Annotated in this window: 13 protein-coding genes and 1 pseudogene; 7 read left to right on the forward strand and 7 right to left on the reverse strand. The window is 58.8% G+C overall.

Annotated elements, in window-relative coordinates; translation table 11 throughout:
- Positions 1 to 165 precede the first annotated feature (165 nt).
- The 3 genes from M8523_RS16895 (at position 166) to M8523_RS16905 (ending at position 3632) form a co-directional block, all read left to right on the forward strand.
- Entirely contained in the window at positions 166 to 738 is a 573-nt protein-coding gene (locus M8523_RS16895) for a hypothetical protein (RefSeq protein WP_282586064.1), read from the forward strand.
- On the forward strand, positions 739 to 1899 hold the full coding sequence (locus M8523_RS16900) for an AAA family ATPase (RefSeq protein ID WP_282586065.1): 1161 nt from the start codon (positions 739 to 741) through the stop codon (positions 1897 to 1899). It abuts the gene before it with no gap.
- Positions 1900 to 3158: 1259 nt separating this feature from the next.
- Positions 3159 to 3632 (forward strand): hypothetical protein, encoded by a 474-nt coding sequence (locus M8523_RS16905; RefSeq protein WP_282586066.1) that lies wholly within the window; start codon positions 3159 to 3161, stop codon positions 3630 to 3632.
- Positions 3633 to 3829: 197 nt separating this feature from the next.
- Here the strand turns inward: M8523_RS16905 and M8523_RS16910 are convergent, their stop codons facing one another.
- The gene (locus tag M8523_RS16910; protein ID WP_282586067.1) at positions 3830 to 5695 is read right to left on the reverse strand and encodes a DUF262 domain-containing protein; all 1866 of its coding nucleotides are present in this window, start codon (positions 5693 to 5695) and stop codon (positions 3830 to 3832) included.
- 419 nt (positions 5696 to 6114) lie between these two features.
- Here M8523_RS16910 and M8523_RS16915 point away from each other — a divergent pair, with 419 nt between their 5' ends.
- Together M8523_RS16915 and M8523_RS16920 are read left to right on the forward strand one after the other, a co-directional pair.
- Positions 6115 to 6924: a hypothetical protein gene (locus tag M8523_RS16915; protein ID WP_282586068.1), complete on the forward strand. Its 810-nt coding sequence runs from the start codon at positions 6115 to 6117 to the stop codon at positions 6922 to 6924.
- The gene (locus M8523_RS16920; RefSeq protein WP_282586069.1) at positions 6924 to 7295 is read left to right on the forward strand and encodes a hypothetical protein; all 372 of its coding nucleotides are present in this window, start codon (positions 6924 to 6926) and stop codon (positions 7293 to 7295) included. Before M8523_RS16915 ends, M8523_RS16920 begins: the two co-directional genes overlap by 1 nt.
- A 329-nt stretch (positions 7296 to 7624) precedes the next feature.
- Here the strand turns inward: M8523_RS16920 and M8523_RS16925 are convergent, their stop codons facing one another.
- From M8523_RS16925 to M8523_RS16950, 6 genes and pseudogenes are all read right to left on the reverse strand, one after another.
- Positions 7625 to 9097, reverse strand: coding sequence for a caspase family protein (locus M8523_RS16925; RefSeq protein ID WP_282586070.1), 1473 nt, complete (start codon positions 9095 to 9097; stop codon positions 7625 to 7627).
- Positions 9006 to 9941, reverse strand: a pseudogene (locus tag M8523_RS16930) (SOS response-associated peptidase). The gene M8523_RS16925 and the pseudogene M8523_RS16930 overlap by 92 nt, the downstream one beginning before the upstream one ends.
- A gap of 188 nt (positions 9942 to 10129) precedes the next feature.
- On the reverse strand, positions 10130 to 10441 hold the full coding sequence (locus tag M8523_RS16935) for a hypothetical protein (RefSeq protein WP_282586071.1): 312 nt from the start codon (positions 10439 to 10441) through the stop codon (positions 10130 to 10132).
- A 142-nt stretch (positions 10442 to 10583) separates the two neighbouring features.
- Complete coding sequence (locus M8523_RS16940; RefSeq protein ID WP_282586072.1) at positions 10584 to 10817, reverse strand: hypothetical protein; 234 nt, start codon at positions 10815 to 10817, stop codon at positions 10584 to 10586.
- Between the two features lie 9 nt (positions 10818 to 10826).
- Entirely contained in the window at positions 10827 to 11051 is a 225-nt protein-coding gene (locus tag M8523_RS16945) for a hypothetical protein (RefSeq protein ID WP_282586073.1), read from the reverse strand.
- A gap of 585 nt (positions 11052 to 11636) precedes the next feature.
- Positions 11637 to 12263, reverse strand: a complete 627-nt coding sequence (locus M8523_RS16950) for a carbohydrate binding domain-containing protein (RefSeq protein WP_282586074.1) — start codon at positions 12261 to 12263, stop codon at positions 11637 to 11639.
- A gap of 1062 nt (positions 12264 to 13325) precedes the next feature.
- Here M8523_RS16950 and M8523_RS16955 point away from each other — a divergent pair.
- Positions 13326 to 13646, forward strand: a complete 321-nt coding sequence (locus M8523_RS16955; protein ID WP_282586075.1) for a hypothetical protein — start codon at positions 13326 to 13328, stop codon at positions 13644 to 13646.
- A 55-nt stretch (positions 13647 to 13701) separates the two neighbouring features.
- Entirely contained in the window at positions 13702 to 13869 is a 168-nt protein-coding gene (locus tag M8523_RS16960) for a hypothetical protein (protein ID WP_282586076.1), read from the forward strand.
- The last annotated feature ends 1019 nt before the right edge of the window (positions 13870 to 14888 follow it).

The following is a 14888-nucleotide window of genomic DNA, read 5'->3' on the forward strand; positions in this document are numbered from 1 at the left end:
GCATCAACGGCGAGCCGCTCGACATCAAACGCCTCGCGGAAATCGCGGGCGTGACGCCGGCGACGCTTCGCAGACGAGCGCAGACAATCCGCGGCGCTAAGCCGGCAGGCCGATATCGCATAACCCCTGCGATGTTGCCTGTGCTACTTGGGTCGGAGGCGCGGCATGACACTTGAACTGCTTCTCGCACTAGCCGATCTCACCGTTACAGCCGAGCCGGGCACGGCATACTACCACGCACACCGGCTCAATACCCAAGTAATCACGCGCGCGGCCGGCGGTGTTTACCTGAGCCCGATCCGCATCGTGCCCCCACGCTTTTTCGAACCCGACCCAACCGGCAAGCTGGCAGCGTGGACCGAAGTGCGTGATGAACATAGCGAGACGATTGATGCGGTCGCATGGTCGATCAGGAGACCCGACAAGATCGTGACGCTTCTCGGCCGCGCGTCGGTGCTTGGAGCCGAATGGGCTGCCGATCCGATCAGCTACATGGGCGGCTTGCCTCTTCGAGTGTTTCGCACGCCGCTGAATTGGTTGAAGGCCAAATGCGAAGGGGTGGCCGCGCTCGATACCATGCGCACTGCCCGCTTCCTGCTCGACGTCCCCACGTCCCGGATCGCGGCCGAGGACGATCAACATGCCCGTGAGATCGTCCACGCCCGGCACGCGCTGATGGATCGTCAGAGCATCGTCGTGCCGCAACGCAAGCGCCAGTCCGATCAGGAGGCTGCTTGAATGGATCAATATAGGCCTGCCCGGCTCGACGATGGGCCGCCCGAACTTGAGAGTGACTGGCGGAAGAACAGCCGGGAGGCGCCGAAACAACCCCCGCGCAAGCTGCCGATCGTCGATGCAGCCTCCTTCGCCGGCCGTGAGGTGCCGGAACGCCAGTGGTTTGTTGAAGGCATGATGCCTGCTGGGACCGTGACAATGCTGGGGGGCGACGGCGCAACAGGCAAAAGCCTGCTTGCGCTGCAACTAAGCGCCGCCACGGTGCTAGGCATGCCGTGGATCGGACGCGACGTGCGACGAGGCCCAGTGCTTTTCTTGACCGCAGAAGATGATAATGAGGAACTTCACCGGCGTTTAAACGACATTCTTGCCGATATAGGCATGACGTTCGAAGATTTTAGGGCGCGCGGATTTTCGCTTTGCTCATTGACGAAAGTAGATGCAGTCCTCGGCACCTCTGACGCCCACACCCATGTCGTTAAGCCCACAGTTTGGTTCGAATTGATTCAAGAGCATATCCGCATCGCAAAGCCGGCGCTCGTAGTGCTCGACCCGCTCAGCGACCTGTTCGCGGGTGACGAAAATCAACGGACGCAGGCCCGGCAGTTCATTGGTTTACTTCGGCGCTTTACGGTGGAGCACGGCAGCACCGTGCTCCTTCTCGCTCACCCGAGCTTATCCGGCCTATCGTCGGGTTCGGGCACGTCAGGCTCAACGGCGTGGTCGAATTCGGTTCGCAGCCGCCTGTATTTCGAGCGCGTCAAGCGCGACGGCGGGGCCGAGGATGACCCCGATGCTCGCGTTCTCAAGGTCCTAAAAGCGAACTATGGGGCTGTGGGCGCGGAGATCAAATTGCGGTGGCGCGAGGGCGTGTTCATTCTGGACGGCAAGGCAGGCAGCGGGTTCGCGGCGATTGCGGTTCAAGCACGCGCTGATCAGATCTTCATGGATCTTTTGGGAACATATACGGCCGAAAATCGATACGTCAGCCCAAACAGGTCATCGAGCTATGCTCCCGCAGTCTTTGCAAAAGACCAACGGGCCGGCGGAATGAACAAAAAATCCCTCGAAGGCGCGCTCAACCGCCTCCTTGCCGCCAGAAGGATCGAGATTACGGAATGTGGCCCGGCGAGCCGCAAGGTGCAAAGGCTCCGACGATGCTAAATTCACCTTCAGACGGCCCTCAGACGGGATTCAGACGGGGTTCAGACCCCCATTCCGACCCTCATTCTGACGGTATTCAGACGGGTACAGACTGCCTAGCCACACACTCCCCACACCCCTATATGCGTGCCCGCCCGCCCTAAGGGTCGGGGCGGCACGTTAAGATCAATCAGCCCGGCCACAGAGGGTGCCCTGCTCGCAGGTCCGCCGGAGGGCCTTCGGCGGCATGCTGCCGTGCCGAATCTCGGTCAAATTCAAAGCGGCGTGTCGGAACAAAGCGCAGCCAAAAGGAAAGAAAACTGAAAAAATCGGTTTCGCAAATACTCGCGACGAGGGCGTACCGCGGGACCCGCTCCCCGTTCAAACTGTCGGGAAGGACCCAATACGGGCCGTTGTCCGTGCCACCAGAGACTTTTGTCGCCACGCTGCGACTGATTTAGTCCCAATTAGGTTGTCCTACCAAATCAAAAATTCCCGGTCTTGTTGACCAACCACGCGAAGGTGTCGCGCCTGTTCCAGCCGTACGACTGGATTGGATGGGAAGCGGAAGTTGACCTTTCGCCTCGAAGCGGATGCTCCGCCGCCGACCTGTCACCAATTTTGACGACTCATGCCCAGGATCTCCCACTTCGGCGCCCTTCGCTTGCGGGTTACTGCTGGCACCCGTTAAGAAGTCTATCAGACTTGCTTTTTTGGCGCCCACTCGTCTAACGTCAGTTTGCGTCGTAGCTCTGGTGAGCACCGCCTTCAAAGGGCTCTGAATGCTCCTTCAAAGCGGACGGGCACGTTCGATTCGGGCACGCGTACCTATGTCATATGAAATAAATAGAACTGATGCTCGGGCCGTTTTCAAACAACTTCTTGGGCAAGCCAATCATTTTCTAATTACAATCTTGGTTGGGCTGCAAGGCGTAAGAGACGGGAAAGTTACGCCAGACGACGAATTTAGTACGTCATGGAACCCTAAGAGCGTTAAGGATTCAGCTGATCGAAGTCGTATGTTTTCGTTAGACTTGGCCTTAATCCGTGCGATTGATGCACTTGACACGTACATGATGCGTACGAATAGGAAGCCATTTGCTATTTCTTCGTCTTCTTTCCGGAACGCAATGGACGGTACTGGGCAAAGTGTAAGCAGAAGACTTGCTGTCTTTCGAACCCACACAGGTCTCTTGCCTCCTGAACACGCTAACCTTCTGAGTCTCGGAATTGCTTGGAGAAACCGCCGTGTCCATTCATTGTCGGATAACGACATCACGATGGAAGAAAGGAAATGCCTGATATCAAAGCAAGATGAACTTCTGCGTGACTACGCGGGCCTATCGATTTCTGACATGCTGAAAGATTTTGACGCATCGGAGCCGCCGCATTTTAAGGAAGCTGCTGCGATTATACGTGCCGTTCAGAATGCGGTAGAATGTTTCGATGGCAAGTTGTTGGAGCAAATTGATCTAAAAGAGTACTTACGCGGCCTGCTTTCCGAGCGACTTGGTAGAGGCCCATCTAATCAGAGCATAAACCGTAAACATGCGGTGAGGCAGACTTGGGGACATCAGACTTCAAAGGGAGTTAAGGTACTGCGGATACTCGCTATGGTTGGTGTGCACAAGGTAGTTGCACCGCAAAGCTCGCCCAAAAAAGTAGTGGCTACGCGAAAAATACCAGATGAATTAATCCATCAAATAACTAACATGAGTCAAGCAGAAGCCCTAGAGTTTTTATCTGCAGATTAATGTTCCTTGGGGTCCATAACTCAGGCCGTATTCCGGTTCAGCTTTGCAGCCAAAACAACGTCTGTTTTCCTATCGCGAACGCAGATGTCGTTCATCAAGCTGTGGGGAAGCGGACATTTCCAAGGTCTGCAAAGGGTCGAAACCCGCAACCAGCCGTTGCTCTCGCCTACTACCTCTCAAGGAGCTGGGCAGGCACCTTATCGCGGCCAGATCGTCAACGCCCGCGCGAAGAGAGCCTCGCCTCGCTGTTGAATTGCGGTCTCGTTCCAGGTCTCAATTTGCATCGCGCTCTGATTGATCGGCAGGATGGAGTGAATGCCGAGCTGGAATCGCTTCGTCGACCACGCGCTATTCGACTGCGCGGAATTGAGTTCCATCGTGATGATCGTCAGGTTGCCGATCGTCTGCAGCACCTCGTCCCTTCGACGCGTGGCTTGCGCACGGGCGTCCGACGGCGGTGCGGCCAGCATATCGCTCAGCTCCATGCCCTTCGAGCCGTCCTGTAATGGCCAGTTCGGCCGCCAGCTGCGAGGCAGGAGATGTTCGACGGTAGGCTGCTTCTCGAATGCAATCATCTCGATCTTCGAGGTCAGGAACGTCTGGTTGAGGCGCGTAAGGATGTAGACCAGCCTCGCATTGTTCAGACAGGTGTACAGCGGCTCGCGGAGCCACGCGTCACGGAACACCGCGTCGTTTGGCCAAAGCGCTGAATCGCCCGACAGGGCCAGGAGCGCTGATTTGAGGTTGGCTGCCGTGAAGCCGTTCTCTCTCAGGTTGCGGGACAGAGAGAGGAACACGCGGTTGTAGTTTTTGGTGGTGAGATCGCATACTGCGCGTCGCAGCACATAGGACTCGAGGAGGCTGCAGACGGCCAGCAACTCATCGTCGTCGGTCTTCGCGTCCAGCATGGCGAGCAGCAGCGGGTAGGTCGTCCTCACGTCGAAGGTGTCGAGGAACGTCGACAGGCCGAAAAGAAGGTCGTCCTTGGCGGGGGCGATAATCCGACGGAAGTCGTCACGCTGCCGGGACAGCGTCTGCAGCTCGGCTTCCACTCCGGCAAAGGGCTTTGTAGCTTCCAGCCAGTGCTTGTACTCAACATAGAGGTGCTTGATCGGCACGTCCCGTCCCTGTCGACTCGATAGGAAATGCTGCATGAATAGATCGCTTCTAGGCCGATACAGGCGCCCCTGGCTGACCTCCTGCCGCCAGAACTCTTCATCGAAACCACTCCAGTACTTCTGATAGACAACCTCGATGACGAGCTTCTCCCTCGCTGCGCGAAAGAAGATGTAGTTCCTCAGGAGGTCGGCCGGGAGCAGAGGTTCGCCGCGCGCATTCAGGGTTTCGAAGATGACCTGCGGGTCGTCGTCCTTTTGGAGGTCGATGACGACCACCATCAGGGCATTGCGGAGCGCCTGGAAGCACTCGTCCGTGCGCGTCGCAAGTGGGATCGAGGCGGCCGTCAGCTCCTGACCTTCCTCGCCCAGGAAGAAGGCCTCCAGCTGGGCGAAGAAGAAGAGGTAGGCCTCAATCATTCGCGGCCGCGGATCGGGCTTTCTGGCGTATGGCTTCTTTTTCAGAGGGTGCCGCTTCAGGATCTCCGCCCGCGACCCGGCCGTGGTGACGTCGATGAATTGCGGCCGGTCGAGCTGGGTCGGCCAAACCTTGAACTTGTCGACTTCAGGGTTTGCCATCATGCCAGTGTTTAGAATGAACTTCTCGCACTCCGCGGCGAGCGGCTGGCACCCTTGCGACCGACAGAAGTCCCGGAAGGCAGCGAGGAAGATCTGGAGGGTCGTCAGCCGCTGCTGGCCGTCGATCACCTGCCGAACCACGACGTGCCCCGTGGGCGTCTGTTTCTGGTCGAGGACCATGGCGCCAAGAAAGTGGTGAGGGGCGTTGGTACGGCCCTCCAAAACCTCACAGAACTTGCGCTCGATGTCCTCCCAGAGCGGCGTCCATTGCTGCTCCTCGTTCCACACGTATTGCCGCTGAAAGAGCGGTACCTCGAGGCGCTGCTTGACGTCGAAAACGGTCAGGACCGGCGTTTTGTTAACTTCCATTCGCTGCGCTTCCCCATTGCGAGCATACCGTGCTTCCCGTTTCAGGTGCGACGCCGTCCACCGTCTCCGCGCCCGTCAGAGCAGACCAGGGTGCCGATGTAGAAACGCCAGCCCTTCCGCGCAGCTGTTTCGTTCTACAGCCAGATGGGCTCAGAAGCGAAGTGTCGGCCTACTTGCTCGCGGACCTTCCGAACTTCCGATGCCCGGCCGGCAATGGCCGCGGCCCTCTCAGCATTCACCTCCGAGCCTTGGTCTTCAAACTCAACGTGGACGCCGCAGTCTGGGTCTTCCGCAATTGAGTAAGCTGCGACAGCAGAGCTGTTTCGAAATCCAGCGTTTTCCGGTTTTTTGGAGTGCGTAAACCCTCCACATCGGGTATGATGTTGTCGCCGGGCGGCTCGCGACCATAGGGTTGTATTATGAAGAATGCTGCCAGACTCCGCCTCGATATCGAGGAAAGCGAACGCGATCACACAAGTCTAATGTCGGCACGACGTCACGCGCAAACCAAGCGGAACGAGCTGGTCATCTCCGGTGCGGACGATGCCGAAATCGACACCGCCGACGCTGAAATCATCCGCGTCGATCGTTGCATCGAACGCGCCACCGCGGTCGCCGAATTTGCACGAGCGGCTCTGCCAGTGGCACTGGAAGCCGAGGTGGCGACGCGCCTCGACGATCTCGCGGAAGAAGCGAAACTCGTTGCCGATGAATATCGGCGCATCGTTCTGTACGAGTATCTGCCGGCAGCTCGCGCGGTTGCCGAATCACTTCACCGACTTCAGGCGCAGGCAGCCGCCGTTGATTCGATCAACGCGTCGCTCCCGCTGGACAGGCGCATTCGGACCGAGGCATTCCGCTTTGTCTCTCCCTCCAGCCGGCACCTGCCGACTTTAGCTGACTCAACAGTCTTGCCGCCGATCCATAACGATGACGACGCGATCTGGGACGCAAAGGAGCAAGCATGGCGCGCAACGCTGGAGCGCGAGGCGGCCCAACGGGATGCCGCCGACCGCCGGGCAATCAGCTTGTCCCCTATCGCCCAGCGCCCCTCGGAGCCAAGGCCCATCTCAGCTCGATATGCTGGCACTGAATCCGTTGGCATTCGCATCCAGAGGCCCGATGAGGCTGCGTGGTTCGGGGAGCGGGAGGAGCGCCTCGCCGCCGAAGAAGCCGCTCAGCAGCCAAATTTGAGCGACCAGTCTAAACGGACTGGGGGAGCACGCTAATGTCCGCTTCAATCGATCATCGCATCGCCGCAATCCTTGGGCACCCTGAGGCGGACGGCCGTCAGAAATACGCCGCCTTTCTCGCCTTCGAAACCGGAATGTCCGTCGACGAAGCCGGCAAACATCTTGCCGCGTCGAACAAGTCGACCGGCAGCGCCGAAGTTGCCGCGATGGCGGGCGCTTCCACCGCAAGGGCCTTGCTTGGCATGCCGCCCGATCCGACCGCCGACGCCGAGATCGGGCGACGTGCGGCGGCGTTCGAGGCGCAAACGGCGGCAGCTGGAGCGGTTGTCGATGAAGCGGAATGGCACCGGAAAGCCGCCGAAGGCCGCGCCGGAGCCATGGCTCTGCTGGGCAAGGGAGCGCACTGAGGCCAGTGGTCGGAAGCGGGCTGAAAAGTAAAGCCCGATTCCGACCCAACGCGGAAGTTCGAGCCGTCCGGTTGCAGGCAGCCTGATACGTCCGGCAGTGAGCCATTCCTGGCCATCTTAAAGGGCGACAGGCTTTCGTACGCCACTGCTGAGGGGAATGCAGCCGGCGCGAGGTCATCTCACCACTGTCACCGAAACATTTCGATCGTTTCAGTGACGTAGCTCTGCGCGACCAGAATGATCGAATTGGGTGGGATACGGAAGTAGATGTCGGGGCCGGCTGTCGGGAACAGGGTTCTGAGCCGCATCGGCAACTTCAGCCCTTGAGCTTACTTTTTGGAGACTCCCCACCCATATCGATACCGGATCGTATCGGTGGGCTGAAGCGCAGGTGTGTACCTCACCTGCAGCAGTCGCTTAGGGATAATCAACTCCTTCGCAAGCTCCTCCTCGAAATCACTTTGACTTAAGCTTCGCGCCAACATCGGTTCGTCCTCTTCCACAGCATACTCAGGATCTTTCAGTCTAAGTACGTCTACCGTATCGATGAATACGCCAGTGACCAGGCTGCCGCGCTTGTTAGCCTTCGTAACTACCGTCACTGAGAGAGCATGGCCCTTGCCAGGCACTCTGTAGAAATCCGCATGCGCTCCGACCAAGGTTTCAGCGATGAAATCAAAACTGTCCTTGAACTGTGGAAGTTTCTGCAGATCGAACGCATCGTTGAACATATTTCCTTTGATTTCTTCGCGCAACTCGCCTTTGGAGTTGAAGAAAATCTCGAAAAGAATACCATCGAGAAGCGCACGAATTTTCTCCGGCTTCATCCCGCTTGTACTGCCGACTAAATTCCGGATGAATGCTTCCGCTGATCGGGCGCCACCATGTGCAGCCTGATAAATGTTTCGGCCGAGGACAAAGAGAGTCTCGTCCTTGACCGTGTTTGCTAACTTCGGCGTCAGCCGGTCCAACGCAGGATTTTGAATGTACCAGTCGATGCTCTTCAAGCCACGAATGATTTGATGCGAAGCTTTGCCTGGGTCCGGGACGAACAAGTTGTCGGAAAGCGACGACGACGCGTACCTGGTCACAATATTAGCTGAACTAGTGTTGAAATAGAAGTCGCCCGCGAGCGAGGTATGTTCCCAGGTTACTTGCTTTCCACCCGTATCAGCCGCGACGGTATTGCGTACACGCTTGAAGAGGGTTTCGATCGGAATATCCGGTACGTCGATATGCTGCAGCAGCGCGCCGGTGTAAACGCCATTGCTCGACAAACCATCGGCCGCGATTTGCCCTGGGGACGTCGCAAAGGCGATGATTGTACCTCGAGGCGCGAACACGGAGGCCAGTCCACGATTCGAACCTGATCGATGCCATGCGGCTTCGAATGGGTTTTCGCGACATGCGTCGAGAATGACAATCTTGGTGTCCGCCTTTGAGCGATCAAGTACGTCGATGACTTGGTTTAGTGAAAGCGACGAATACTTCGCCTGATTCTCGCCGCTTGCATCGGTATCGCAGGCAAAAATAAAATTCTCGCCTTCAATCTGGATACCGTGACCGGCAAAAAAGACCAAAGCCACGCCTTGTGGCTGTATCATGCTCCGAAAATTGTCCAACGCGGTGCGCATGTCTACGAATGAGCCGTCGTAAACTGTAGTCAAAGAGAACCCATATCGTTTCAGCTTAGTCGCGATTGCGGTCGCGTCATTGACGGGGTTTCTGAGCTTCTTTGTGTTTGGTCCAGTGTATTTGGCATTCCCAATCACCAGTGCTCCACGCTGTCGGATCAAGGTCACCCCCGAAAGTCTCTGCAGGATGCGGCTGCAGCCGAAGCCCACCATAGCCACTCAACGACAGTCCGGAACGACCTATTCGATGCGAGCCACTTAGGGTCCGCTTATTGACCGGGTGCCAATTTCGGCTTTCCACCCCGAAGCGGACCTCTCGGGCCCTCGCCTGGACCAGCTTCATCACGCCGACTGTCTCGACGAGACTCGGATCATCATCACCCTGACCAGTTCGGTTCACACGGTCGGACACGATCCATTCCCGCAAGGCGCTTTCCGCCGCCGGCCGCAGCACATCCGGCCCGGCCCCGCCCGACAACCAAGCGTCAAAATGTTCCGGCATCAGCAGGACGGGCATACGGTCATGATAGGGGACCATCCACTCGCTTGCGCCGGAAACGATAATGGTCGCCGAGAGGATCTGCTCGCCCTCAGGGTTCTTCCACCGGTCCCATAACCCGGCGAACGCCAGCACGGGCGACCCATCTGCCGCGCTGAACAGGTGCGGGACCTTCGCCCCCTTCTCGCCAGTCCACTCTTAGAAGGCTGAGGCAGGGATGATGCAACGGCGCGCCTTGAACGCGCTCCGGAACATCGGCTTCTCGGCCACTGTTTCGGCACGCGCGTTGAAGGTCGCCGGCACGTCCTTGAGCGGCTTCGACCACCAGCCCGGCACCAATCCCCAGCGCATTCGGACAAGCTCGCGCTATCCTTCTGAATCAAGACGCACAACATCGATCGTCGTGGTCGGAGCGATATTGTAGCGGGGCTGCAGGTTCAGCGGCGCGCCGACGACCGACAGGAACTCGCGGACCTGCTGCCACGTGTAATTTTGGGTGAACCGTCCGCACATGGGCTGATAATGGTGGAGGTACGGCACGGAGTCGAGAGGTGCTGGGACTGGGTAGCAAGGGAACCCGAGACGACTGCCGGAGGGCCACCGGGTGTCACATCGCTGCCTAAAGCGCGGCCGACGCTAGATGGCCCTTCGCGCCGACCGCTTGTACCATCGTGGCAGGTCAACACGTACGCGCCCATAGCTTACGCTGCGGACGTTTTTGTTTGATGCGCGGCGAACACGGCCTGCCGTATCGCCAGAGCAGCTTGTCGTTCCGCCTTGCTCGTCCCGACGTAGCCGGGGAAGCCGGTGCTGGCTCGCACGACCAAGCACGCGAGATCCGGCCGCCCTTCCGCGCGCTCATCCGCAGCGATCCCATCCAGCATCACTTTCCACGGACCTTGTGAAGCGAGCCCGATCATCGCTCCCATCTCACCGTAGGTGATTGTTTTTCTGTTTTCGGCTCGGCCGCGTAGTTCTGCGACGACGCAGTTTTTCCGGTCAACCGACGTCAATTCACACCTTCCTGTAGCTGCCGCGAAGTATCCCATTTTTCCTCAAGCCGTTCGGATTTCCTGAACGTGCGCTTTGCCCGGCGCAGGTGCTTCCACCACTCGGGCGGTGAGGCAAGCTGTCCCCTCTTCACGCTGGCCATGGCTATCCACGTTCCTTTGGCTCAACGTGAGCCCAGAATCCAATCCATGTCAGCCAATCTTTGAGCGCGGCCCGAATGGCGGCATTCCCAGCCAACGGTGGCGTTTGCGATATGCCCCACAGATCGATTGCGGCACGGATCGCCATGCCCTCTGAGTCTGTCAGGTCCAGGCCGGCAAGCGCGCCCTCAGGATCAAGATGGCGCAAGGCTTCGATGTGGTCGACCGGTTGCGGCATCTTGGAACATTACCCTTCCAGGGCGTCAAGGTCGACGTCACCGAAGCTCGCGAGTACCACGCCCTCCGCAAAGTCACCGCTGTCCGGATCGCCCGTACGTGAGAACGCGATGGCGCCGATGTTGCCAGACGCAGTTGACACAGCCAAGGCCCGGCGCCGCGCTGCTTCCCCGTTCGGCGCTTCCATGGCCTCGGCCGGCGAGAGCATGCCGTCCCCATCCCGCAGAAACGGCACCACGACGTATCAGGGGATACTGGGCATCATCATCCCGCGACTATTTGCCGCGATCCTAGCAGAACTCCTGCCGTCGTTCTCCATCTGTTCACATGCTGGCGAATGCTTCGGCCGAAGACACTCGCGCAGTATCCCTGGGTCGTGGTTCAGATCGATTGCGTGCTCTGCGATCGGCTCTGCTGCTACCGACCGGCGCGTCTGGCGGCGGAGTATGGGCCGGAGCAGACCATCGACGGCCTGTTGCGCGAGCTGGCCTCAAGCTGCTCTGGTACAATGAGCAACCCCGAAAATACGGAGCGCGCTGCATGGCGCGCTTTCTCGACTTGTCGGGCTGGGCCGCCGACGAGGTCGGCTAGTGCTGCACGCAATCCTAGCGGTTCTCCAAGGCGGGGCTGCTGCACCACTAAGGCGACCAGCGGCTGACGGATCTCTTGGCGCGTTACGGCAAGCTGCCCGAGGCAGGGCACGCAGGTCTACGAACTGTGCGGGGCCGTGTTCGTGACGCCGGAATAGTTGGCGGCCACCGCAGCAACGAAAACGCCCGCAGCTCTCGCCGCGGACGTTCGAGTATCTCTGCCGAGAAATTTAGGCCGCAGTAGCAGCCTGCTTGCGCTTGGCCGCGTAGCCAAAGCCAGCGAGCGCCAGAAGAGCGGCGCCGAACATGGGCGCTGAAGCAGGGAGCGGGACGGAGGAAACCGACACGCTCACGTTGTCGAGGATGTTGCCAATGTTGTCAGACGAGCCCACCTCGGTAAAGCTCAGCGCCGAAGCCGAGCCACTCACCATCGCCGTGAATGACTCCGTTAGGAAACCAGCATTGGAAGCGAGTGTGTAGCTCTGAGTGGTCCCGCCCAGTGACACCGTAGTCGTCTTGTCGCCATCGCCACGGTCGTTACCGCCGAGATTGAACATTACGGTATAGGTGCCTGGATTGAACAGCATCTTTGATGAGATCGTGCTGGCCGGCGACCCGGGAGTGTTTGTGCCGTCAAGGTCAACGTACAAACCATTGCCGGGGTAGAAATCGAAGTTTCCACCGGAAGGTATAACGTCGATCGAACCGGCGGTGATATTGAAGTTCGTGAGCGTCGAAGGCGTGCCTGGAGTCTCATTGTTGAAATTGTCGGTGAAGATGACTCCCGCTTGCGCCGAGCCAACACCCAACAGTAGTAACCCGGCCAAGCCCGTCGTGATTAAGCTCTTACGTCTCATTGAAAACCTCCCTTAAAAATGACTTGCACCTGTTTGGTTACGAGAAATTAATCAATTTGACAAGCAGCGCGAATCACGGTCTCGGACCATGGTTATCGTGCCGAACGAGCCAGTGCATCACCGCCGGTCTCCCGCTCGTGAGGACGGGCCGAAACGGCCTGCTGCTTCCCAGCCGCGGCTTCTCGGCGAGGTGCCTCGACTCTCGACGTGGCCGCACGCCGAGATCATCGTGGCCTGTGCCAGATGCGAGCGACGCGACGTTCTCTCGGTGGAGCACCTTCGTTTAGCTGTCCCGGGCGGCGACGCGAGGTTGACGGATCTCCTGGTCATCTTGACGGCGGAATGCCCGCGGCGCCGATCGCAATCGGTCTATGAGAAATGCGGGGCGATGTTCGAACGGCCGAGCTGATGACACCGGTTGGTCATCTGGAAGCGACCATCCGTAACTCGGTGAGAATTCTAACTTTTAACCGTTTATGACGCTCTGTTCGACTGCCATTCAGATTCGGCATGGCATTCGCCACCTGAGTTCCGTTGAGCTCGGTGGCCTGCCATTGTCGGACAAGATTGCCCCAATAGAGAACGAACGGGAGACGAACGCTGCGCCGCGTCGAGCTCCATCCATCGGCGTGGCGCTCGTACTTGCCGGCATTTTGCTGACTGTCGTTTGGGTCGTCTACCTGCTTTGGACCACTCTCCTGATCCTGAAATGGCTTTGGACCGTCCTTTAGTCGACGTCCATCTCCGGCGCGACGTAGAGCAGATAGGCGAGAATGGCCAAGCCGGCGCACACGGCGCCTACAAAAATGATCATCGCCACTCCCCCCGGAGTATCTGAGGCAATCTGGTCAACCGCCGATTGCTTGAGACCAGGATATGTTAATCTTTGATCTGGTCAAACGATGATCATCACTTCGCACCCAGGCGATCAGCCTCGCGCAAGGATCCCGCGGCAGCCTCGACACCAAGCCGGACCGGCTTTGTTGGCTCAATCTGCCTTTGTATCTTTCTACTGCGGCGATGTGCGCAGATACGTTTTCACCGCTTGCACGTTGCTTCCGCATGAAGACATCAGCACAAGGCGGCAGCGACACGGTTGCCCAGTTGAAGCAAGACATTCACGTCGCTCAGGCCGGCGAAAGTGTCGCCGTACATGATCTTGGCGTCTCACCACTTGGCACTGACGATGAAGCCGGTGGCCATTCGCCCCTACCAGAAGAGATCGCGCTGGCTCGTCGGCAAGAGGCATCAACCAGCAAAGCTGCCCTTCGAGCCGATCCCTCCTCAGGCGTCGCCAAGAAGGTCTGGCCCATTGTCGCGATGATGGCGTTAGTAGGCGTCGTCGTGCTCGTGGTCATGGCAAAGGTCATCGGCGGGATTTAATGAATTGCGGAGTGCAGTGCGACCTCAATGTAGCGACCTTAGGTAGGATGCTTGGATGCCCAGCAATCTTCCCCCTCGCAAAACACGCCGATTCGTCCGCATCCGTCGCCAAAGCATTTTTCCCTACATCATGCTTTTTATCCTCAGCGCGATCATCGTGATAGCGGGATCCAAGCCGCGGCCGATTGAAGATCCGAACGCGAGCGTGTCGCATGACAAGTGAATTGCTTCCCGATGACAGGCCGCGACTGTTCGAGAGCGCACCTCTCGGCTGGCGAAGCACGACAGTGCCGGGCGGCCCGGCCAACCCTACCCAGGAAGTGGCGTGCCGACGCGCCGCCATCCGTATATCTGAGGTACGCGGCGGCGCGTCAGCCGGGTCACAATGCTGGACGAGGGTTGACGCGAGGTGAAAGGCGGCGGGCTGATCTTAGTAGGTTCGGGGCCATCCGCGGTTAGGTGAGACTGCGTTACCTTTGCGTAATGTATAAAGCGCCATGAGAGAGCTTGAACTCCGGCGGGGTATGCGTGCGCGGGAACGTGTGTCGGCTCTGCCACCGGATTGACGGCTTGATCGGTAGCCCGCGTGGCGGCATGAGCTCGACTCTCATCACCGCCTCATCTCACTATTCTGATGCGGCAGGATGCTCGTCCGGCCGTGACCCTACGCCGGGCGTGTCCGCGTTGCGCGCCCGGTGTCTCGTCTCTCTTGAATTCGGCCATCGCGCTCACAGGCATCGCGACCAAATGCGGGAAGCTCGGCCTCGTCGGCGCTTGATCTCAGTCGCGACGTCGTGCCAGTGCCCATTATCGGTTACCTCAAGGTCGCCCTTCGCGCCTGCCATCGCGGCAGCGTGAGCCCGGTACGGATTGGCGGCCATAAGTCGATCAGCGTCCACGATGACGCGTGGAAGGAACAGCCAGAGCCAGATGGTGTGTAGCATGCGGGACAGGCGCGGTGGCGATCACCGCAATATGGACTGTCGCCCACTAACTTTTGATGTGATGGATCGCCACATCGCCGTCCGCGCCCATGGCTTTTGCTGCGGGCGTTTTTTTGTGGATGGTCAATCGTAGTCGGGCTTCTGAATGTGCTCCGCGGCGACGGTCGAGATCGGTCTATGAGCAGTGCGGGGCGCTGTTCAAGCGCTCCGGCTGATGAAGCCCTCAAGCATTGGGATGATCTATGAGGTATGCGATGAGTTCCTCGGCCAGCCTACTCGCTCGCTGTTTCGCGCGCTC

The sequence above is a fragment of the Lichenifustis flavocetrariae genome (assembly GCF_026130545.1).
GTDB lineage: Bacteria > Pseudomonadota > Alphaproteobacteria > Rhizobiales > Beijerinckiaceae > Lichenihabitans > Lichenihabitans flavocetrariae.